This window comes from Vibrio sp. 03_296, from assembly GCF_002265885.1.
In genome coordinates this window covers 87,272-108,928 of sequence record NZ_NPKW01000014.1, presented here as the reverse complement: position 1 = coordinate 108,928, position 21,657 = coordinate 87,272, and the positions used below count along the sequence as shown (strand labels likewise).

Annotated in this window: 18 protein-coding genes; 6 read left to right on the top strand and 12 right to left on the bottom strand. The window is 46.8% G+C overall.

The genetic code is table 11. The annotated features are described in order from the left end of the window. Window positions 1-210: 210 nt before the first annotated feature. The 3 genes from CIK04_RS01400 (at window position 211) to btsR (ending at window position 4,294) form a co-directional block, all read left to right on the top strand. Window positions 211-1,695 (top strand): carbon starvation protein A, encoded by a 1,485-nt coding sequence (locus CIK04_RS01400; protein WP_017419694.1) that lies wholly within the window; start codon window positions 211-213, stop codon window positions 1,693-1,695. Between the two features lie 168 nt (window positions 1,696-1,863). Then, window positions 1,864-3,546 carry a sensor histidine kinase gene (locus CIK04_RS01395; protein ID WP_017419695.1) on the top strand — a complete coding sequence of 561 codons (1,683 nt, stop codon included), beginning with the start codon at window positions 1,864-1,866 and terminating at the stop codon, window positions 3,544-3,546. A gap of 19 nt (window positions 3,547-3,565) precedes the next feature. Then, window positions 3,566-4,294 carry a two-component system response regulator BtsR gene (gene btsR, locus CIK04_RS01390; RefSeq protein WP_017419696.1) on the top strand — a complete coding sequence of 243 codons (729 nt, stop codon included), beginning with the start codon at window positions 3,566-3,568 and terminating at the stop codon, window positions 4,292-4,294. A 68-nt stretch (window positions 4,295-4,362) separates the two neighbouring features. On the opposite strand, the gene ispH is transcribed toward btsR, so the two are convergent. The 6 genes from ispH to murJ form a co-directional block, all read right to left on the bottom strand. Continuing rightward, a complete protein-coding gene (gene ispH / locus CIK04_RS01385) occupies window positions 4,363-5,325 on the bottom strand; it encodes a 4-hydroxy-3-methylbut-2-enyl diphosphate reductase (RefSeq protein WP_017419697.1) in 963 nt (320 codons plus the stop codon). A 20-nt stretch (window positions 5,326-5,345) separates the two neighbouring features. Then, entirely contained in the window at window positions 5,346-5,777 is a 432-nt protein-coding gene (gene fkpB / locus CIK04_RS01380) for an FKBP-type peptidyl-prolyl cis-trans isomerase (protein WP_017419698.1), read from the bottom strand. A gap of 241 nt (window positions 5,778-6,018) precedes the next feature. Continuing rightward, window positions 6,019-6,525, bottom strand: coding sequence for a signal peptidase II (gene lspA / locus CIK04_RS01375; RefSeq protein ID WP_017419699.1), 507 nt, complete (start codon window positions 6,523-6,525; stop codon window positions 6,019-6,021). A 78-nt stretch (window positions 6,526-6,603) separates the two neighbouring features. Next, a complete protein-coding gene (gene ileS, locus CIK04_RS01370) occupies window positions 6,604-9,450 on the bottom strand; it encodes an isoleucine--tRNA ligase (RefSeq protein WP_038940310.1) in 2,847 nt (948 codons plus the stop codon). A gap of 64 nt (window positions 9,451-9,514) precedes the next feature. Further along, window positions 9,515-10,450 (bottom strand): bifunctional riboflavin kinase/FAD synthetase, encoded by a 936-nt coding sequence (gene ribF, locus CIK04_RS01365; RefSeq protein WP_011078597.1) that lies wholly within the window; start codon window positions 10,448-10,450, stop codon window positions 9,515-9,517. Window positions 10,451-10,521: 71 nt separating this feature from the next. After that, window positions 10,522-12,084, bottom strand: a complete 1,563-nt coding sequence (gene murJ / locus CIK04_RS01360; RefSeq protein ID WP_097352447.1) for a murein biosynthesis integral membrane protein MurJ — start codon at window positions 12,082-12,084, stop codon at window positions 10,522-10,524. Window positions 12,085-12,333: 249 nt separating this feature from the next. Here murJ and rpsT point away from each other — a divergent pair, with 249 nt between their 5' ends. Further along, window positions 12,334-12,594: a 30S ribosomal protein S20 gene (gene rpsT, locus CIK04_RS01355; protein ID WP_011078599.1), complete on the top strand. Its 261-nt coding sequence runs from the start codon at window positions 12,334-12,336 to the stop codon at window positions 12,592-12,594. A 122-nt stretch (window positions 12,595-12,716) separates the two neighbouring features. On the opposite strand, the gene CIK04_RS01350 is transcribed toward rpsT, so the two are convergent. Together CIK04_RS01350 and nhaR are read right to left on the bottom strand one after the other, a co-directional pair. Beyond that, window positions 12,717-13,013: a metalloregulator ArsR/SmtB family transcription factor gene (locus tag CIK04_RS01350; RefSeq protein ID WP_011078600.1), complete on the bottom strand. Its 297-nt coding sequence runs from the start codon at window positions 13,011-13,013 to the stop codon at window positions 12,717-12,719. A gap of 128 nt (window positions 13,014-13,141) precedes the next feature. Beyond that, window positions 13,142-14,032, bottom strand: coding sequence for a transcriptional activator NhaR (nhaR, locus tag CIK04_RS01345; RefSeq protein WP_011078601.1), 891 nt, complete (start codon window positions 14,030-14,032; stop codon window positions 13,142-13,144). 380 nt (window positions 14,033-14,412) lie between these two features. Between nhaR and CIK04_RS01340 the strand changes: the two genes are divergently transcribed. After that, entirely contained in the window at window positions 14,413-15,561 is a 1,149-nt protein-coding gene (locus CIK04_RS01340; RefSeq protein ID WP_026050206.1) for a Na/Pi symporter, read from the top strand. Window positions 15,562-15,687: 126 nt separating this feature from the next. Then, the gene (locus CIK04_RS01335; RefSeq protein WP_039540603.1) at window positions 15,688-16,836 is read left to right on the top strand and encodes a flavohemoglobin expression-modulating QEGLA motif protein; all 1,149 of its coding nucleotides are present in this window, start codon (window positions 15,688-15,690) and stop codon (window positions 16,834-16,836) included. Window positions 16,837-16,894: 58 nt separating this feature from the next. Here CIK04_RS01335 and CIK04_RS01330 read toward each other — a convergent pair whose 3' ends face one another. The 4 genes from CIK04_RS01330 to ptsP are packed head-to-tail and all read right to left on the bottom strand — an operon-like array spanning window position 16,895 to window position 21,655. Continuing rightward, a complete protein-coding gene (locus CIK04_RS01330) occupies window positions 16,895-17,746 on the bottom strand; it encodes a thymidylate synthase (RefSeq protein ID WP_011078604.1) in 852 nt (283 codons plus the stop codon). Window positions 17,747-17,755: 9 nt separating this feature from the next. Then, window positions 17,756-18,571 carry a prolipoprotein diacylglyceryl transferase gene (gene lgt / locus CIK04_RS01325; RefSeq protein WP_011078605.1) on the bottom strand — a complete coding sequence of 272 codons (816 nt, stop codon included), beginning with the start codon at window positions 18,569-18,571 and terminating at the stop codon, window positions 17,756-17,758. A gap of 39 nt (window positions 18,572-18,610) precedes the next feature. After that, a complete protein-coding gene (locus CIK04_RS01320) occupies window positions 18,611-19,402 on the bottom strand; it encodes a sulfite exporter TauE/SafE family protein (RefSeq protein ID WP_017419724.1) in 792 nt (263 codons plus the stop codon). Window positions 19,403-19,408: 6 nt separating this feature from the next. Further along, window positions 19,409-21,655, bottom strand: coding sequence for a phosphoenolpyruvate--protein phosphotransferase (gene ptsP, locus CIK04_RS01315; RefSeq protein ID WP_097352446.1), 2,247 nt, complete (start codon window positions 21,653-21,655; stop codon window positions 19,409-19,411). Between the last annotated feature and the right edge of the window lie 2 nt (window positions 21,656-21,657).

The window sequence follows — 21,657 nt, the reverse complement described above, 5'->3', positions numbered from 1 at the left end:
CAAATACATTATCATCAAAACAGCGAATATGCCGCTCGTGCACAAAAAATAGTTTTGTTCTGACCGTTGAGCAAACGTTAAAACCACTTAATTGGCCCATCGACCACTCAACTCGATATTCGACCACTGACTTCAACACCGAATGCATCTCGCCAAACCACGCTTTACTATCCATCCTGAGCTTAATTAATTATCCAAGGACAAATTGCTATGATGTGGTTTCTTACCTGTGTCGCAGCCCTGATTGGCGGATACTTCATCTACGGTGCTTTCGTTGAGAAAGTATTTGGTATCAATGAAAATCGCCGTACCCCTGCCCATACAAAAACCGACGGCGTTGACTATGTGCCAATGTCGACCAAAAAAGTCTACTTAGTACAACTACTGAATATTGCTGGCGTTGGCCCTATCTTTGGTCCAATCATGGGTGCCCTATACGGCCCAGCGGCGATGCTTTGGATTGTTGTCGGCTGTATCTTCGCAGGTGCAGTACACGATTACTTCTCTGGCATGCTTTCTGTGCGTAACGGTGGTGCTTCAGTGCCGACTATCACTGGTCGCTACCTTGGCAATGGCGCGAAACACTTTATGAACATTTTTGCCATTGTCTTGCTGCTGCTTGTTGGTGTGGTATTCGTATCCGCGCCTGCTGGCATGATCACCAATCTGATCAATGACCAAACCAGCTTCTCAGTGAGCATGACCACCATGGTTGTGGTGATTTTTGCTTACTACATCATCGCAACCATCGTACCGGTTGATAAAATCATCGGTCGCTTCTACCCACTGTTTGGTGCGTTGCTGATTTTCATGTCTGTTGGTCTGATGACGGCGATTGCGTTCTCTTCTGAGCACACCGTGATGGGTGATTTCCAAGTCAGCGACATGTTCACTAACTTAAACCCGAATGATATGCCTCTATGGCCTGCTCTGTTCATCACGATTGCTTGTGGTGCGATCTCTGGCTTCCACGCGACGCAATCACCATTGATGGCTCGTTGTATGGAAAACGAGAAAAACGGCCGCTTTGTCTTCTACGGCGCGATGATTGGTGAAGGTGTTATCGCACTGATCTGGTGTGCTATCGCACTCTCGTTCTTCGGCACACTTGAAGGACTCGCAGAAGCAGTGAAAAACGGTGGGCCTGGCAATGTGGTTTACAGCGCATCATTTGGTCTGCTTGGCGTATTTGGCGGTGTGATAGCCTTCCTAGGTGTGGTCATTCTTCCTATCACTTCGGGTGATACAGCGTTCCGCTCTAGCCGTTTGATCCTTGCTGAATACTTCAACATGGAACAGAAAACCCTGCGTAACCGACTATTAATGGCCGTTCCACTGTTCGTACTGGGTGGCATTCTGACTCAAGTCGATTTTGGCATCATTTGGCGTTACTTCGGTTTTGCCAACCAAACCACTGCAGTCATGATGTTGTGGACAGCATCAGCGTACCTACTGCGTCATAACAAGCTACATTGGATCACGACAGTACCCGCTTTCTTCATGACAACGGTTTGTGTGACCTTCATCCTCAACAACAGCGCTTTGGGCTTTGGTTTGCCAATGCAAATCTCCACTATCGCTGGCGTACTCTTCGCTACAGCGGTGACCGCTTACGTGATTAAAACATCAAAAGGCAAAGGCGAAACGGACCTTGCCGATGAGGAAAAACCTCAAGGCGTCACTGAAACCGCTTAATCAATCCACCTTTGCTTGCTAAACCCAACAGAGCCTGCCAAGTGTAGGCTCTGTTTTTATCCGCTAAACTCAGGCAGACTAACGCTTTCTCACTTTCGGTGTTGTCAATAATCATGACTCACGAACGCTGATGCCACCGACAACAAACAGTAGCCACGAAGGAGCAATATGGAACTGGTGATTTCACTGCTACAACAGATGTGTGTCTATCTTGTTTTGGCCTATATGCTCAGCAAGACCCCCATCATCTTACCACTGCTGAACATTTCATCGCGTTTGAGCCACCGCGTTCTTTGCTACTTATTGTTTTCCGCCTTCTGTATCTTGGGCACCTACTTTGGTTTACACATCAATGACGCCATTGCCAATACTCGTGCGATTGGGGCTGTCATGGGCGGCTTGTTTGGCGGGCCGATTGTGGGCTTTGCGGTGGGATTAACCGGTGGCTTACATCGCTACACCTTAGGAGGGTTCACCGATTTAGCCTGTGCGATTTCAACCACGGCTGAAGGCTTAATCGGCGGCTTGCTGCATATCTATCTGATTAAGAGAAACAAAGGCGCACAGCTGTTTAATCCCTCCGTGGTTTTTAGCATCACCTTCGTCGCCGAAATTATACAAATGATCATTTTGCTGGTGGTCGCGAAGCCCTTTGACCAAGCATACAGCCTCGTTTCGACCATTGCTGCACCGATGATCATTGCCAATTCGGTGGGCGCAGCGTTGTTTATGAGCATTTTACAAGACAGAAAAACCATCTTTGAAAAGTACTCAGCGACCTTTTCACGTCGGGCATTGACCATCGCGGATCGCTCTGTCGGGATCTTGCACACAGGCTTTAACAGCACCAACGCAGAAAAAATCGCCCGCATCATTTATGAAGAAACCAATGTCGGCGCGGTTGCGATCACCGATCAAGAGAAGATCCTCGCGTTTGTCGGCATCGGCGATGATCACCACAAGCCTAATACGCCCATTTCATCGCAAAGCACTCTTGATTCGATGAGTCAAAACGCCATTATTTACCTCGATGGTAGCGAGCGTCCATATCAATGCTCTCTCGCGGCCGACTGCAAATTAGGCTCGGCACTGATCATTCCACTGCGAGCAGGTAAAGAGGTGGTAGGAACCATTAAGTTGTACGAACCGAAGCGCAAGTTGTTTTCAACCATTAATATGTCGATGGCAGAAGGTATTGCCCAACTGCTTTCCAGCCAAATTCTCTATGGCGATTATCAGCAGCAACAAACTCTGCTGACGCAATCTGAGATTAAGCTGCTGCATGCTCAAGTAAACCCACACTTTTTATTCAACGCGTTAAACACGATTAGCGCGGTGATTCGCCGCGACCCAGATAAAGCGCGCGAACTGATTCAGAACCTGTCGCATTTCTTTCGCAGCAACTTAAAACAGAACATCAATACCGTCACTCTAAAAGAAGAGCTGGCGCATGTGAATGCTTACCTCAGCATTGAAAAAGCGCGTTTTGCTGACCGCCTAGAGATAGAAATTGACATCACGCCCGATCTGTTTGATATCAAACTGCCCAGTTTTACCTTGCAGCCTTTGGTGGAAAACGCCATTAAGCATGGTATTTCAAATATGCTTGAGGGAGGACGGGTGCGCATTTACAGCCAACCTTGTGAGCAAGGTGATCTTATCGTGGTCGAAGATAATGCCGGTAGCTATCAGCCCCCAGCAGAAAATCATTCGGGACTGGGAATGGAAATTGTCGATAAACGGCTTACACACCATTTTGGGCGTGACTCAGCACTAAAAATCGAGGCGAAAGAGCATCAATTTACTAAAATGAGCTTTATCATTCCCCGCAGCCATCACACTGCAATTTAGCCAACAAGGTAGTAAACGGATGTTGACCGCACTGGTAATCGACGATGAACCTTTTGCTCGCGAAGAGCTCACAGACCTGCTTAGCGAAACAGGTGACATTGATGTGATTGGCGACGCCGCCAACGCGATTGTCGGCTTAAAGAAAATTAATGAGTTAAAACCGGATGTGGTGTTTCTCGATATTCAGATGCCACAAGTTACGGGCATTGAACTGCTAGGGATGATGGATCCAGACACCATGCCTTACGTCGTCTTCGTCACCGCTTACGACCAATACGCTATCCAAGCTTTTGAAGACAATGCGTTTGATTACCTACTCAAGCCCGTTGATCCAGAACGCTTACGCAAAACGGTTAAACGCCTGAGTAAAGCCGCCAGTCATTCCGCCTTGAGCCAGCACATCGCCAGTTTAGCCCCAGAGACCCTCGATCAAATTCCCTGTATTGGTCACAACCGCATTGTGATCATGGCGACAGAGAGCGTCGAATGTGCCTACAGCGACATCAGTGGTGTGCATGTGCGCTCAGCCAGCCAAACCGCCAGCACTCAGCTCACGTTAAAAGTGCTGGAAGAAAAAACCTCATTGGTGCGCTGCCACCGCCAATACCTGATCAGTATTAAAGCCATTAGCGAGATCAAACTGCTGGAAAATGGGTTAGCGGAAATCGTCACTAGAACCGGATTTGAAGTGCCTGTCAGCCGCCGCTACCTGAAATTGCTCAAAGAAATGCTGGGACTCAGCCATTAAAAATGGCGATACTGAGATCGCCATTACTAGGGTCTGTTGACCTTAGGTATACAAATAAGGATGACTCGTTAGTCAATCTGCTTAATTTGCAGCTCTTTAGGCACTTCAAAGAACATGTTCTCTTCACGGCCTAGCACTTCTTCAACCGATTGAGCACCCAACTCTTTAATGCGGGTTAGGATTTGATTGACCAGTTCTTCTGGTGCAGAAGCCCCTGCCGTTACGCCCACTTTTACTTTGCCATCAAACCATTGTGGCTCGATGTCTTGCGGGCAGTCCGTTAAGTAGGCTGGTGTGCCTAATTTTTCCGCCAACTCTTTTAGTCGGGTCGAGTTTGAGGAGTTCTTTGAACCCACCACCACTACCACATCGACATCTTTCGCCAATTCACGCACGGCATCCTGGCGGTTTTGTGTCGCATAGCAGATATCGTCTTTGCGTGGGCCTTGGATCTCAGGGAAAACTCGACGCAACTCATCAATCACATCCGCGGTTTCATCCACCGATAAGGTCGTTTGGCTCACGTAGTGCAAATTGCTCGGATCTTTAACAATGGCTTGCAAGCCAAGTACATCTTCCGGTTTTTCGACGAGGTACATACCGCCCTGCAAGCTGGCATATTGCCCCATGGTCCCTTCTACCTCAGGGTGGCCCGCATGGCCGATCAGCACCACTTCCATATGCTTACGGCTGGCTCTCGCCACTTCCATATGCACTTTCGTCACCAGTGGGCACGTTGCATCAAACACGGTGAGCGCACGCTCTTTGGCTTCCTGACGCACCGCTTGAGAGACACCATGAGCAGAGAAAATAACGATATTGTCGTCTGGCACTTCATGCAACTCTTCGACAAAGATCGCGCCACGCTGCTTTAAGCCTTCCACCACAAAACGGTTATGCACCACTTCATGGCGTACGTAGATAGGCGGTTGATACAGTTCCAGTGCACGCTCAACAATACTGATGGCACGGTCGACACCTGCACAGAATCCACGTGGGTTCGCTAACAAGATTTTCATTTCATTGCTCATGGTAATTTTCTTTTCGCTGGCTATTCTACTGACAAAATTTCAACTTCAAAAGTCACATCTTGACCGGCCAGTGGATGATTGAAATCCACCGTCACTGAATCACCGGCTATTTCAGTAATGATACCAGGGATCTCCATTCCATCGGGCCCACTGAACGCCATGATTGTGCCGACTTCCACTTGCGCTTCGCCAACAAATTTTGTGCGGTCCATATGGTGAATATGGTCTGGGTTAGGCATGCCAAAAGCGTCCGCCGCCTTTAGCTCAATCGCTTTGTTTTCCCCGACGGTGAGGCCGAGCAAACACTGCTCAAAATTCTCACTTAAACTGCCATCGCCCATAACAAACTTCGCGGGTTTGCCCATATTGTGCGTGCTGTCTGCGACAGAACCGTCTTTCATTTTTATCGTAAAATGCAGTGTGACTGCGGAATTATGATTGATTGTACTCACGTTACTGCTTCCTTGAGGTCATTATTGTTTTTCTTGGTGTATACCCTAAATAGTGGGCGTTGCGGCTAGGCGACAAGATAATTCATCCCCATGAACATAATGCGCTATGTGATTAGGGCGACTGGCGTACCGGGGAATTATCGCAATCAACAACGCTGCTGCTTCAAATATGACGGGTATACTAAAAAGCGTCGCCAGAATCAACCGACGACGCTTAGGGTTATTCACGATCTCGCAAAGATTACTTCTCTTCTTCCTTTTTCCGGAAGCCATCGAGAATGATCATCGCCGCGCCAAGACAAATTGCCGTGTCGGCTAAGTTGAACGCAGGCCAATGGTAAGTACCCCAGTAAAAGTCGAGGTAATCCACCACAAAACCATGCACCATGCGATCAAACACGTTGCCAATCGCACCACCAATGATCATGGCATAAGCGACATTATTCCATTTTTCTGCCGCTGGTAGCTTGCTCATCCAGTAGGTCAATAGCCCCGTGACCACAAAAGCAATGCCCGTGAAGAACCAGCGTTGCCAGCCAGCTTGATCGCTCAAAAAGCTAAATGCGGCACCGTAGTTATGCACATAGAGCAGATTAAAGAAAGGCAAAACCTCTATGCGATTTGCCCAGCCATACCCCATGTTTTCCATCACAATGAATTTAATACCGATATCGGCTAAAAACACCACCAGTGCCAGCCACAACCAACGTACACCCGTTTGTTTGAATATCTGCGCTTTACCGCTCATCTTTCTTCCTAAAAATAACCCCAGTCGATACTGGGGCTATAAAATTTAAAAAAAGTTCAATCGTATTGAAAGGATCGATTAAGCGAACTTACGCGCTTCGCCTTCACCATCCACGTTCGACACACAACGGCCACAAATCTTCTCGTGACCTTCAATGGTGCCTACGTCTGGAGTGTGGTGCCAACAACGGTCACACTTCTCAGCTTCCGTTGCACGAACTTCGACGAACAGACCTTCGATGTCGGTTGCTTGCGCAGCCTCTGATTTCTCGCTCAGTGGTTTCACTGTTGCGGCAGACGTGAGCAGAACAAAGCGCAGTTCATCTTCCAACTTGTTGATTTTCGCCGCTAGGGCATCGTCAGCAAATAGAGTCAATTCTGCTTGTAGAGAACCACCAATGGTTTTATCACTACGTGCCGCTTCCAGCAGTTTGTTCACCGCACCACGCACTTTCTGCATTTCAGACCAGAATGCGTTATTCAGTTCTTCGCCTTCAGCTAGACCAAACAGACCATCGAACCACTCACCGGTGAAGACGAACTTGTCACGGCTTTCTCCACTAGGAAGAGAAGCTGGCATTTGATTCCAGATTTCGTCGGCAGTGAACGACATAATCGGTGCCATCCAACGAACCAAGGCTTCTACAATGTAGTACAGCGCGGTTTGACAGCTACGTTGCGCGTGACCACCCAGTTTGGCGGTGTACTGACGGTCTTTGATCACATCAAGATAGAATGAGCCCATCTCGATAGAACAGAAGTGCATCAAGCGCTGTGTTACTGCGTGCGTGTTGTACTCATCGTACGCTTTAACAATTTCATTTTGCGCAGCTAGTGCACGACCTACTGCCCAACGGTCAAGCGCGACCATCTCTTCAACTGGCACGATATCCGTTTCAGGATTAAAGCCGTTCAAGTTAGCAAGGAAGAAGCGCGCAGTGTTACGAATACGGCGGTAAGCGTCGGCTGAACGTTTTAAGATTTCATCAGAAACCGCAACTTCACCCGTGTAGTCTGTAGAAGCAACCCATAGACGCAGGATATCTGCACCCAATTTGTTGGTGACATCTTTTGGCGCAACCACGTTACCGATCGATTTCGACATTTTACGACCATGGCCGTCAACCACGAAACCGTGCGTCAATACTTGCTTGTAAGGCGCTTTGCCTTTCATCGCAATAGAAGAGATCAATGAAGATTGGAACCAACCACGGTGTTGGTCTGAACCTTCAAGGTACATGTCTGCTTCCGCACCGTTAAACTCTTCACGTTTATCAACCACTGCGTAGTGTGTTACGCCGGAGTCAAACCAAACGTCTAGGGTGTCTAGGACTTTCTCATATTGAGCAGCGTCATCACCAAGTAGTTCCGCAGCATCGATATCCCACCATGCTTGAATGCCTTTTTGCTCCACCACTTGAGCGACTTTTTCAATCAACTCAGAGGTGTTTGGATGCAACTCTGCGGTTTCTTTGTGAACGAAAAGGGCAATTGGCACACCCCAAGTACGTTGACGTGAGATACACCATTCAGGACGACCTTCAATCATCCCTTCGATACGGCTTTGACCCCACTCAGGCATCCACTGAACACCTTTGATAGACTCAAGCGCTTTAGCACGTAGGCCTGCTTGGTCCATAGAAACGAACCATTGAGGCGTTGCACGGAAGATGATCGGCGTTTTATGGCGCCAGCAATGTGGGTAGCTGTGCTCGTAAGCGTGGTGATGCAATAGCGCGCCTTTTTCTTTTAGCGTTTCTACTACAGCGTCATTCGCTTTAAATACGTGCTGACCAGCAAAGAGTTCTGTGTCTGGTAGGTAAACACCGTTTGAGCCCACTGGGTTTGCCACTTCTAGGTTATACTTTTGACCAACCGCAAAGTCTTCCTGACCGTGGCCAGGCGCAGTGTGAACCACACCAGTACCTGAATCAGTCGTCACGTGATCACCAAGGATCGCCGGAACAGTGAAGTCGTAGAATGGGTGTTGGAACTGAGTAAGCTCAAGATCGGCACCTTTGGCAAAACCAAGGTTATGGAAGTGCTCAATACCCGCACGATCCATCACGTCTTTCGCCAATTCCGCCGCAACGATAATACGCTCAGGGTTGTCACCCTCAACTTGGATAAGCACGTACTCAAGATCATCACGTAGACACACTGCGCGGTTTGCAGGGAGTGTCCAAGGCGTGGTTGTCCAGATGACGATTGAAACGTCACCTTGACCTTGATGGCCTTCATTCAAAGAGAATTTCGCTAATAGTCCCGCTTCGTCAGCAGCCTTAAAGCGAACATCAATAGAAGGAGATACTTTGTTCTTGTACTCAACTTCTGCTTCTGCCAATGCAGAACCACAATCGGTACACCAGTGAACAGGTTTGAAACCTTTCAATAAGTGACCATTATCAGCAATCTGACCAAGCGCACGGATGATGTTGGCTTCCGTCGTGAAGTCCATGGTGCGGTAAGGTTTATCCCACTCACCCATGATACCAAGACGTTTAAAGCTCTCTTTTTGACCTTCTACTTGGCCCGCTGCGTATTCACGACATTTTTCACGGAACTCAGCAGCAGTCACTTTTTGACCTGGCTTACCCACTTTTTTCTCTACCATCAATTCAATTGGCAGACCGTGGCAGTCCCAACCTGGAACGTAAGGTGCGTCAAAACCTGAAAGTGTTTTGGATTTAATAATAATGTCTTTAAGAATCTTGTTTAGTGCGTGACCAATGTGAATATCACCGTTTGCATATGGAGGACCATCATGCAACACAAATGATTTCTTGCCTTTTTTAGCTTTACGGATTTCACCGTAAAGGTCTTCTTGATACCAACGCTTTAGCATTTCTGGCTCACGTTTAGCCAGATCGCCGCGCATCGGAAACCCTGTTTCAGGTAAGTTCAGGGTATCTTTATACTCACTCATCGATTCTTAATTCCGTTATATTGGGCGAAAGTTAGACATTATGTTGTTCGGTGGAATAAACCGTTCAACGCTTTAGCTGACGCAGCCACACCCTTGCTGCCTCAGCATCCAATTCAATTTGCTGTTTGAGTGCGTCAAAAGACTCAAACTTCTTTTCATCACGCAGTTTATGCAAAAGTACCACTTCTAACTGTTTGCCATACAAGTTGGCTTGAAAGTCGAATAAATGTACCTCTAACTGCTGACGAACACCGTTAACCGTCGGTCTTTGGCCAATATTGGCCACACCACCAATCGGTTTGTTATCCAAGCCTAGCGCTTGAACGACATACACGCCAGAGACGGGAGAAACACAGCGTTTCAGCGGAATATTGGCGGTAGGGAAACCTATCGTCCTGCCTAATTTACGGCCATGTGAAACACGTCCGCTAATGCTATAATCCCGCCCTAACATTTGAGCGGCAACCGCTAACTGATCGTGAGCAAGCGCTTCACGAATGGCGGTACTACTGACTCTTAACTGCGCTAAACAGAAGCTTTGGGTATTCACGACTGTGAAACCGTATTTTTTGCCCGCTTCTTGCAGCATGGCAAAATTGCCTTGTCTTGCTTTACCAAAACAAAAGTCATCGCCAACAACGAGAAACTTAACACCCAAACGCTCAACCAACAAGTCGCGAATAAAGGCATCCGCATCTAAGGAAGCGAAATGACGATTAAAGTTGACGCACAACAATCGATCGATCTCAAGCTTACCTAATTGGACGAACTTATCGCGTAAACGCGTTAAGCGCGCTGGGGCTTTTTCTTTGGCAAACAGCTCTAAAGGCTGAGGTTCAAATGTCATCACGACAGAAGGTAACGACATTTCCCGAGCTCGCAGAGAGACTTGACGCAACACTTCTTGATGCCCTAAATGCACACCATCAAAGTTACCTATGGTCAATACACAGCCGCGATGCTGTGGTTTTATATTGTGTATACCTCGAATCAGTTCCATTTGGATACAGCGAAATGCCTCTGTTTTCGTTTTATGCAGTGTCAAACTGGCGGATTATATACCAATCCACCTTACTCTGTCCCAGCTTTTAGGTCTTTTACCCGAATCCCGAGTAAAAAGGCGCAAGCAGTGTATGCAATAGCACCCAAGCCAATTAACATCGTCAACATTGCGGCACGATGGCCGGTGGTCCACTCAAGCCAAACACTCATCTCATCAAGTTGCCACAAAATTGCCGTCACCATCACCGCACCAGAAACCACTAAACGACTGATAAATAGAAACGTACGTCGAGAGATTTTATAAACACCAGCGATGTGCAAACCTCGGTACAGCAGTGCCATGTTAACAAAGGCAGACAGAGCGGTCGCAATAGCCAAACCAACATAACCATAGAACCACGCAAAAATCGCGTTAAACACCATATTGGTTACCATAGCGACAATGCCATATTTCACTGGTGTTTTGGTGTCTTGACGAGAATAGTAGCCAGGCGCGAGTACCTTAATCAGCATAAAATTCAACAACCCAGAAGCGTACGCCAAAAGAGACAGAGAGGCTTGATGCACATCTTGTGGGGTAAACTCACCACGCATAAACAGCACCATCAGCATTGGCTTGGCCAACACCATCAAACCGAGCATCGCTGGAATGCCTAGTAGGGTGACCATACGAACCCCCCAATCCATGGTATGGGCAAAACCCTCGCGGTGTGCATCCACATGTTTGCGCGAAAGCGCAGGAAGGATCACCGTCGCAATGGCAATACCAAATAGGCCCAGTGGGAACTCAAGCAAACGATCAGAATAGTAAAGCCATGAAATCGAACCGGTTTGCAGGAAACTGGCGATAAAGGTATCAAACAATAAGTTAATTTGGCTGACAGACACCCCAAATAAAGCGGGGATCATCAAGGTACGGATTTTGACCACGCCTGGATCGCGCCACCCCCACTTCGGTTTGACTAAAACCCCCGCTTTAATGAGGAAGGGCATTTGAAAAAGAAACTGTACTAAACCACCCAGAAACACCCCTATCGCCAAACCTACCTCTGGTTGAGCCATGATCGGTGATATGTACCATGCACTGAGAATGATCATCACGTTGAGAAAAACGGGTGTAAATGACGACACCGCGAATTTGCCCATGGTATTGAGAATCGCTCCAGACAAAGCAACAAAGGTGATAAACCAAAGATAGGGAAACGTAATTTTGAGCATAAAGCTGGCAAGCTCAAATTTTTCCGCAGCTGGCCCACCATGTAGCCAGTCAATAAACCATCCCGCGCCAAATAATGCCGTGACAACGCCAGAACCAAGCACCCCTAAAATCGTCACAATGGAAACGATCACTCCGAGCGTCCCTGATGCTTTAGCGATGAGATCCCGTGTTTTGTTTAGATCGCCACTGGCGTGGTATTCCGTTAGCACAGGAACAAACGCTTGAGAAAAGGCCCCCTCAGCGAAAAGCCTTCTTAAAAAGTTCGGAATTTTGTTGGCAAAGAAAAATACGTCGGCACTGGCACCTGCGCCCATTAAATTGGCGACAACCACATCGCGCACTAAGCCTAAAACACGAGAAACCAACGTCATAGCGCTGACGATCATGCCGGACTTGAGTAGTCGTTTACTCACTGTAACCTCGAAATATCACCGTAGCTTAACTTTTATCCGTCTTTTGTTAGGACAGACGCGGATATTTATTAGCATTGGTCTAAAAATGCTGATAGAATCCCCGCCATCTTAACCGCGATGCCCTTTCTTACCAAAACTTGTTTTGGTCGCGATGGGTTTTTGCACAAATCATTTGACAATCGGGCATAAATGAGGGATATTCCTCGCCCTTAAATTGTCACCGAACTAAAGTTTTTGGGAGTTAGACCCTTGGCAAATAACAAATCTGCTAAGAAGCGCGCTATCCAAGCTGAGAAACGTCGTCAGCACAATGCTAGCCGTCGTTCAATGATGCGCACTTACATGAAAAAAACTGTTGCTGCAATCGCTGCTGGCGATAAAGAAGCTGCAACTGCTGCATTCGCTGTAGTTACACCGATCCTAGACCGCATGGCGACTAAAGGCCTTATTCACAAGAATAAAGCAGCTCGTCACAAGTCTCGTTTCGCTGCACAAATCAAAGCTCTTTAATAGAGTCTCGATTCAGTGAAAAAAGCCGGCTTTATGCCGGTTTTTTTATTGCTATCAAATTACCCATATAAAAAAGCTGGCTTGTAAACCAGCTTTTCTTTTCTACACGGCACGCAAAGGCATTATTCTTCACAATAAAGACTATGCAGCAGTTTAATCATTGCTTTTACTTCTTCACTTTTCAGAGTGTAGTAAACCGTTTGTGCTTCTTTGCGCGTGGTCACCAAACCATCACGACGCAACCATGCCAGATGCTGAGACAATGCAGACTGACTTAATTGCAACTTGGCACAAAGTTCCCCGACCGATAGCTCTTGATTGTGTAGCATGCATAAGATTTGCAGGCGTCTTTCATTGGCCATGGCTTTGAGTAATACGACAGCTTTAGCAGAATTCTGCTCCATATCTTTTAAGTTCATGTGTTGGTCCTCTAGCTACAACTCACATGTCCCAACGGTTGTTGCAGATAGTTGTGTTAAACAATTTTATAATTTAGGTTTATATTTTTGTAGATAGTAATCTATTTGGGGTATTCAAGGGAACGGTTTCATTCAAACAATTGGCTAAAATCTGCGTCACACACATTCTTTACTGCGGGATGTTGAATCATACGCTCAGCAAAGATCACGTAATACTCTTCTTTGAGATCGTCAACATGGCCAATGAGTTGTAAAGTCAGATCTTCTTCGATTTCTGAGATATAAACGGTCGGAGCAAGGAAGATGACATCATCATGGTAACGAGCAAAAGCTTTCATTAAGGCCACATCATCAAATTCCCCTAATACATCAGGTTGAATCCCTTGGCGATCAAACCACTGTAAAACCTTACGTCCCATCGCCGTTCGGCTCCCAGGAATCAATAGTTTTTTCTGCTCCAAAATTGCTGGAAATTCAGCATTATCTATTTTGGTGGAAGAGAAAAAACTCATGCTCGACTCACCCAGTTTCTTACTATATAAGCCGGGACTTTGTGTCGAATCGACAGGACAATCAGACAGAATCATGTCGAGCTTGTGTTGTGCCAAACGTTCCAGCAGCAATTCGTGCGTCGATTCGTAACAACATAAGTGGATTTTTTTATCTTGAGGCACGGTGGTTTTCAGCACCTTACTCACTAACCGTTTTGACAACGCATCAGCAACACCGACTTCAAATAGAATATTGGCATGCTGGCTATAGTTGACGATATCGAGCATTTCGTAACTTAGACCAAACATGCGGTCAGCGTATTTGAATACCAATTGCCCAAGCTCCGTTGGTTCAACGGTACGGCCGTTTCGCTTTGTGAGCTTGCCTTTCATACGATCTTCTAGCGCTTTGATCTGTCCTGTCACCGTTTGTGGCGTGAGAAACAGCGCATCTGCCGCTTTAGTAACGGAACCTTGCTTACAAACCATCCAGAAATAGTAGAGGTGATTATAATTGAGATGTGACATAACCCTTCCTTAAAAGAAACCACTGCCGTCCCTGAGAACATGACAAATATGACAGATGTCGCCAATTATATCGAAAAAACCGAATTGAAAACGCCATAACATTAAAAAAAACAGAGCCAATCAATTTCATATTGTCATATTTTGTGACATATCACCCACTAATGGAACAAAAAACAACCACCCAAGAAAAGGTTAAAAATAAATAAAAATCAAAAGCTTAAGTTTGCCCTATTTTTATTTCAACAAATTAGCTTGTGCTCAGCGGTGAAAAAATCCAGATGACACCGAATTGTCATATTACTGAAATATTTCATCTCTACTATCGGCCTCAGTTTCAACAACAGACCAAACTGAGATTTAGACGGTCAATGGAGAAAATTATGATGAACCAAGCTACTACGGCAGCAACGCCAATTTCGAGCACAACTCGTTGGCTTCGCTGGGCTAACTTGGCATTCATGTTATACCTGCTACTTTTAGCAGTATCTATGGTAGGCAGTGGTTTTAAACTGGCTACTGGCGATCAAGCTAAAGTACTTTTTGAATTTGCCTCACACCCTGTTGCGGGCCTAATGATTGGTCTTGTGGCGACAGCTCTTATTCAATCTTCCAGTACCGTGACCTCGATTATCGTCGGTTTGGTCGCTGGTGGCTTACCAGTAGAAACTGCAATCCCTATGGTTATGGGTGCAAACATTGGCACCACAGTAACAAACACCTTGGTTTCTCTTGGCCATGTTCGCTGTAAAGAAGAATTCAAGCGCGCTTTCGCAAGTGCGACAATTCACGATTTCTTCAACCTACTTGCGGTTGCCATCTTCCTTCCTCTGGAAATGATGTTCGGCATTCTAGAGAAAGTGTCTCATTGGCTTGTGTCTCCACTATTGAACACTGGCGATATGAGCATGAAAGGGTTTGACTTCATCAAGCCAATGACCAAACCTGTCGTAAGTGCAGTGAAAGGCCCACTAAGCACATTTGGTGATACTTTTGCAGGTGTTGCGCTGATTGTACTGGGTATTGCTACCATCTTCGTTGCTATCACTGTGATGGGTAAATTGATGAAGAGTCTAATGGTTGGCCGCGCTCGTGACATCCTGAAGAACGCAATCGGCCGCGGTCCTATCCACGGTATCGTGTCAGGCTCTATCGTAACGGTGTTGGTTCAGTCTTCATCAACAACAACCAGCTTGATGGTTCCACTCGTTGGTACTGGTGTACTGAAAGTACGTGATGTTTACCCATTCACGTTGGGTGCAAACATTGGTACTTGTATTACCGCACTGCTTGCAGCGACGGCAGTTTCTGGTGAGTTTGCTGTGTTTGCTCTGCAAATTGCGTTGGTTCACTTAACCTTTAACGTATTAGCGACACTGTTTATCTTTGGTATTCCGTTCCTGCGTGAACTGCCAATCAAAGGCGCTGAGTTTATCTCAGAGATGGCGATTAAGAACAAAGCTGTGGTAGCAGGTTACCTACTCGCGGTCTTTATCTTTATCCCAGGTACGATTTTGGCGCTAACAACATAGTTGGCTGTTGCCTAAGTTACTTAAGGAGAGCTTTCATGCTCTCCTTTTTTTATTTCCAATAACCATCACTTTTCATTGGCAAAAGTCTTTGTCTGATACACACTAAGAAAAAACAGCCGTGATGTAATGATGGAACATTCAGATAAGCAACAACTTCTAGCCGCAACAGGAAAAATTGATGAGCAGCTTTCGCTGTTAGTAGACAACATTGATATTCTGAGTAGTGTCACTCCACAAAACTACAAAGAAGAGCGACAACGATTTTTCGATAATCGTTTCTCTGTCGAACCTGTGTTTACTTATAAAAATCAAACCTTCGATGTACATCAGGCTAAGAGAAACCTCTACTCTCTGCCGATTGAACTAATAGAACACCCTCAGCTTCGTCAACTTTATGCCGAAGTCATTCAATCGTACGCAGATAAACTGGATCAACTGTGCAGCATTGGCCAACCTGAGTTTCTCTACAACTCCCTACGCTATTATGGTGAACCAAGCAGTAAAGATATTCGCAATGCTAACTTCTTACTGCACCTCCCTATCGAAGAAGAGGCGCCACAGCGTCATGATTGCAACGAGATTGCAGCCTTCATGCAGCAGTTTTGTCTAGATCATGGTTACACTGGTGAAATTGAAATCAGCAACAGTATGATTGCTAATGCGTTGGTCTCTGGCACTAAAGTTAAAATCAACGCTTCTGCAAGTATCACGACTAAAGAGCTTCATGCTCTCGCTCATCACGAGTTAGGTGTTCATCTATTAACAACGCTCAATGGCCGGGCGCAACCACTGAAGTTACTCAGCTTGGGTTGCCCAGTAAATACGACCACGCAGGAAGGTTTGGCCATTTTATGTGAGTTCCTCTCTGGGCACTTTAGTCTTAAACGTCTTAGAACCTTAGCGCTGCGTGTGATTGCGGTAGAGTCGATGATCAAAGATCGTGATTTTAGAAACACTTTTTTGCTGTTGAAAGAACAGTACAAAGTGGAAGACATGACGGCATTTACCATCACAGCTCGAGTTTATCGTGGCGGTGGCTACACCAAAGACTACCTCTACTTGCGTGGCTTTAGGGAGATACTCAATGCCTACGACCAATTAGGCGATGACTTCAATGTATTGTTGGCTGGAAAAACCGAGATACGCTACTTCTCAGCAATTAAATCGCTGATAAAAGAGGACATTATTCTTCCACCCAAATTCATTAGTCCAGCTATCGCCAAACCCGCGCCTGCGGATCCTATCTATAAGTTTGTCGCCAATGCGCTCAAATAGCACTGACGCAGCAAGTAACAAAAAAGGGCTCTAGGAGCCCTTTTCAACCATCGTGATGTTATACCGAGAATGGGTACTGGATTGGGTCATGATGTTCATACCCCTCTACCCAGAAATCATCCAAAGTGACCCAAGTTTCCAGATCTTCCAAAGATTTGATCTCAGGATTGATGTGGAACGTTGGCGCTTGTAACGGTTCTCGCTTGAGTTGCACATCACGCATCAGCGCTAGCTGATCTTCATAAATATGTGCATTCACAATCTTATGAAACGCTTGGCCTGGTTTCTTGCCCGTAATCTGCGCCATGATCGCCAAGAACACATACACTTGAACCATGTTGAAATTCAGCCCCAGAGGCACGTCACACGAACGTTGTGTACTGTTGAGGTATAACGTATCACCCAGCAGTGAGAAGTGATGGCTGTACATGCAAGGGCGCAAGCAGCCCATATGAAATTCACCTGGGTTATAGAAATTGAGGATCTCACCGCGATCGTCTACTCCGCGCGTCAGGTCATCGACAATTTTACGCAATTGGTCGATATGGCCACCGTCTGGTTTTGCCCAAGCACGACCTTGCACGCCGTAGACACGCCCCATGTCATCTTCGCCTTTACGATATGGGTTATTCAACCAAGCGTCATTGAGATTGGCGTTCGCATCCCAGGTTTTCGTGCCTAACTTGCGAAAATCTTCCGCATTATCATAGCCTCGAATGTAGCCAAGCAACTCAGCCACCGCCGCCTTCCAGAAACTCTTACGCGTGGTAACCAAAGGAAACTGATTGTTGGCAACATCGTAGGTTAAATCCGCGTTTATCACAGTAAGGCAGCGCTTACCGGTGCGTTCATTTTCAACCCAGTGCCCTTCATCAACGATGCGACGGCACAATTCTAAATATTGTTTCACTTCAATTCCTTACTTCACGGTTACTTTGTCTTGATAGTGGCCACGTTTATAAGCCCAAGCCATCAGTGCCAATCCACCAATAATCATCGGTGACGACAAGATCTGTCCCATTGAAATGAAACCACCAAACAGACCTAGTTGCGCATCCGGCTCACGCACGTATTCAACGAGGAAACGGAATGTACCATAACCAGCAAGGAATAAACCAGATACGGATCCTAAAGGTCTCGGTTTGCGGATAAACCAGTTGAGGATAAAGAACAGCACCACACCTTCTAATGCCATCTCATACAATTGCGAAGGGTGGCGCGGTAGTGGTCCGCCTGTTGGGAACACCATCGCCCAAGGCACATCGGTTACTCTGCCCCAAAGTTCACCATTCATAAAATTGCCTAAGCGCCCTACCCCTAAACCAAATGGCACTAACGGAGCAACGAAATCTGCCACTCCGAAGAAGGTTCGGCCATTTTTCTTCGCGTACCAGAGCATCGCCGTAATGACACCCAGCAAGCCGCCATGGAAAGACATACCTCCAGTCCAGACTTTAAACAGATAAATCGGATCGGCGAGGAAGAGATCGAAGTTATAGAACAGCACGTATCCAATACGACCACCAAGCACAACGCCAAGAAATCCAGCGAACAGCAAATCCGAAACTTGTTCACGCGTCCAGCCACTGCCCGGTTTGTCTGCTCGGCGGTTGGCAAGCCACATCGCAAACAAAAAACCAAATAGATACATCAACCCGTACCAACGAACAGAGATAGGTCCTATCGAGAAAAAGACGGGGTCGATATTAGGAAAAGGCAGGTAACCCTGAGACATAATGAAGTACTCTTAATCATCAACTTTGAAATAACGCGGCTAGACTAACATGCTGAGCGCGACAAACATTAAAAATAACGCAAAGATTTTTTTCAGCTTTGCCGTTGGAAGCGTGGTGGCCCAGCGAGCACCAATTCGAGTGGTGAGCATTGAGGTGCCAGCAATCGCCAGCAGGGCTGGTAGATAAACATAGCCCACACTGTAATCAGGTAATGACGCGACACTGTAGCCATGCAGGATGAATCCCGTCATCCCCGCTATCGCAATCACACAGCCGCATACCGATGAAGATCCGACAGCTTTGCGCATTTCAACGCCGTGTCGGTTAAGAAACGGTACCGATAAAGAACCGCCACCGATCCCTGCTAAACTCGATACCACACCGATACCTGTACCATACAGCATAGTGACTGGGCTGCTTGGCATTGCGCGGGTTGTCGTCACTCGAATCGAGCGGAACATCTGCAGTGCCAAGAATAAAACGATAACCCCAAAGACTCTCGGCAAATATTGGGTTGGGATCCATTCGGCGATATTCGCTCCGACAAATCCACCAATCACCACGCCCGGCATCAGCCACTTCACGACAAAGATATCCACGTTGCCCAATTTGAGATGATTCAACGCTGAAGAGCCCGACGTGACAATAATACTGGCCAAAGACGTTGCTAACGCCATATGCATGCTCAATTCAGCGGGAATACCAGCCCATGGCAATAAGTAAAGCAACGCGGGCACTACGATCAAACCACCACCGATGCCTAATAGCCCTGCCATCACGCCAACAAACGCACCCAGCACCAACAACACACTCAATAATTCAAACGTCACAACAACCTACTTCTTACCTGCGCGGATAAAACCGGCAAAATCATGATTAATAAAATAATCCCGCATCAACTGGTGAATATCCTTGCCATAAGAAAGCGACAAAGCTTGTTGAGATAAGGCTTGTAAATCGCTCAATTGGCTATGGCGAATCAAATATTTGATCCGCGCGACGTTTGAGGTGTTCATGCTCAAACTGCGGTAACCCAAACCAAGCAGAAGTAATGCGCCAAATGGGTCTCCCGCTAACTCGCCACAAATACAAACGGGTAAGTGGTATTGTCCACACTGCTGGTAAATCTGCTGCAGGGCTTGCAAGACCGCTGGGTGCAACGATTCATAGACATCAGAAACCCGTGCGTTGTTCCGATCCACAGCCAATAAATATTGCGTTAAGTCGTTTGTCCCCACCGAGACAAAATCCACGCGCTGAGCAATCGATGGAATCAAATAGACCATCGAGGGAACTTCAATCATCACGCCAATCTGTGGCATCACCACGCGTTCATCAAGCAACACGACCTCATGATAAGCTTGCTGAATCAAACGAATGGCGTCATCAAGCTCTCCGACACCAGAAATCATCGGCAAGAGAATGCTCAAATTGCCATACTCAGCACTGGCTCGTAACATCGCCCGTAACTGGATAAGAAAGATGTCTGGATGATCTAAGGTAAAACGGATCCCACGCCAGCCTAAAAAGGGGTTATCCTCTTCAATAGGCAAGTAAGGCAGCGGTTTATCACCGCCAATATCTAAGGTGCGCATTACCACACGCTGCTGAGGGTAACTACTCAAAATAGCGCGATATTGCTGATATTGCTCATCCTCAGAAGGAAAACGATGTTGCAAGAGAAAAGCAATTTCAGTGCGATACAATCCCACACCATCCACACCAGCGTTGATCGCGATATTACTGTCGGCGCTCAAGCCTGCGTTGAGTAATACCTCTACGTCGACGTCATCCTGAGTTTTCGCAGGCAGCGCAAGCTCCTTGTTCACCATCGCGAACAATTCACTCTCTTCCGTTACAAGGCTGCGGTACTCACGCAAAATCTGGCGATTAGGCTGAATATAAATCTCACCGGAGTAGCCATCGACGATCCCCTGCTTGCCATGCACCTCTTCCAGATTCAGGCTCGCTCCCATGACAGCGGGCACCCCTAGCGCTCTGGATAAAATCGCAGCGTGGGAGTTCGCCGCGCCTTCTAATGCGACCACGGCCAACAGGTATTTTTTCGGTACTGACGCCAAAAGTGAAGCGGTGAGTTCATTGGCAACCAGAATTACCGGTCGCTCAATTCTTGGCTGCTCTTGCTCACTGTTGTGTAAAAAGAACAATAAACGCTGGCCCAACTCACGAATGTCATGCGCTCGCTCTCTCAGGTAAACATCTGACATTCGCGCAAAACGACTGGAATAACTTTCGACCACTTGACGCAATGCCCAGTCCGCGCGATCTCCTCGCTCCACGTGCTTTTTCAAGTCTGTGCGTAACATAGGATCGTTCAGCAAGTGCGTGAAGAGATCAAATATGGCGAGCGCATCTTTATTGATTTCACTGTCGAACTTTTTGCGCATACGGCGAAAATCCGCCAACGCAGCTTCAATTGCAACGGCGAGCCACTCTTGCTCTCGCTCTTTATCGAGTGTCGAGGCAGGGCACACCTCCGACAATATCGGTTGTGAATTGTCATACCAAAACTCACCAATTGCGACCCCACTTGAAGCGGCAATACCCTGCACTGCAGCAGGTTTAGATGCCAATGACCAATGGCCAAGACTTTGTGCATGCGCAATGATAACGGCTAACTGAGCGGATAAAGTGACTAGGAAGGATTCTTCCATCTCACTGAAAAGTCGTGGTGTTTTCTGCTGGATAACCAGTACGCCCAATACTTTTTTACGATGGATGATCGGCGCGCCTAAAAACGAGTGATACGTTTCTTCGCCTAACTGAGGAAAATATTTGAATGCGGGATGCTTCGAGGCTTCGGCTAAGTTAAGAGGCTCAGCGCTGCGTTTCACTAAGCCAACCAAGCCCTCTTCAAACTGGATGTGAATACTGTCGCCATGAAAAGTCAGGCCTTGCGTTGCCATTAACTCTAGCCGTTGCCTTTCTTCATTCGCCAGATAAATCGTGCAACACTCTGTGCTCAATGCTGTACAAGTTTCTCGTACCAATGTATTCAATGCTTGGTGAACATCCTCGACACGAGAAACTTTTTCAACTATATCCCTGAGTTGACTCAGCATGG

Bases quoted from the DNA above. Each gene is read 5' to 3' on its own strand.
- btsR (WP_017419696.1), top strand. From the start codon at position 3,566: ATGTTGACCGCACTGGTAATCGACGATGAACCTTTTGCTCGCGAAGAG.
- lgt (WP_011078605.1), bottom strand. From the start codon at position 18,571: ATGTCTCAGGGTTACCTGCCTTTTCCTAATATCGACCCCGTCTTTTTC.
- ptsP (WP_097352446.1), bottom strand. From the start codon at position 21,655: ATGCTGAGTCAACTCAGGGATATAGTTGAAAAAGTTTCTCGTGTCGAG.
- lspA (WP_017419699.1), bottom strand. From the start codon at position 6,525: ATGAGCGGTAAAGCGCAGATATTCAAACAAACGGGTGTACGTTGGTTG.
- ispH (WP_017419697.1), bottom strand. From the start codon at position 5,325: ATGAGCAATGAAATGAAAATCTTGTTAGCGAACCCACGTGGATTCTGT.
- CIK04_RS01340 (WP_026050206.1), top strand. From the start codon at position 14,413: ATGATGAACCAAGCTACTACGGCAGCAACGCCAATTTCGAGCACAACT.
- nhaR (WP_011078601.1), bottom strand. From the start codon at position 14,032: ATGTCACATCTCAATTATAATCACCTCTACTATTTCTGGATGGTTTGT.
- CIK04_RS01395 (WP_017419695.1), top strand. From the start codon at position 1,864: ATGGAACTGGTGATTTCACTGCTACAACAGATGTGTGTCTATCTTGTT.
- CIK04_RS01400 (WP_017419694.1), top strand. From the start codon at position 211: ATGATGTGGTTTCTTACCTGTGTCGCAGCCCTGATTGGCGGATACTTC.
- CIK04_RS01350 (WP_011078600.1), bottom strand. From the start codon at position 13,013: ATGAACTTAAAAGATATGGAGCAGAATTCTGCTAAAGCTGTCGTATTA.
- CIK04_RS01335 (WP_039540603.1), top strand. From the start codon at position 15,688: ATGATGGAACATTCAGATAAGCAACAACTTCTAGCCGCAACAGGAAAA.
- ileS (WP_038940310.1), bottom strand. From the start codon at position 9,450: ATGAGTGAGTATAAAGATACCCTGAACTTACCTGAAACAGGGTTTCCG.
- ribF (WP_011078597.1), bottom strand. From the start codon at position 10,450: ATGGAACTGATTCGAGGTATACACAATATAAAACCACAGCATCGCGGC.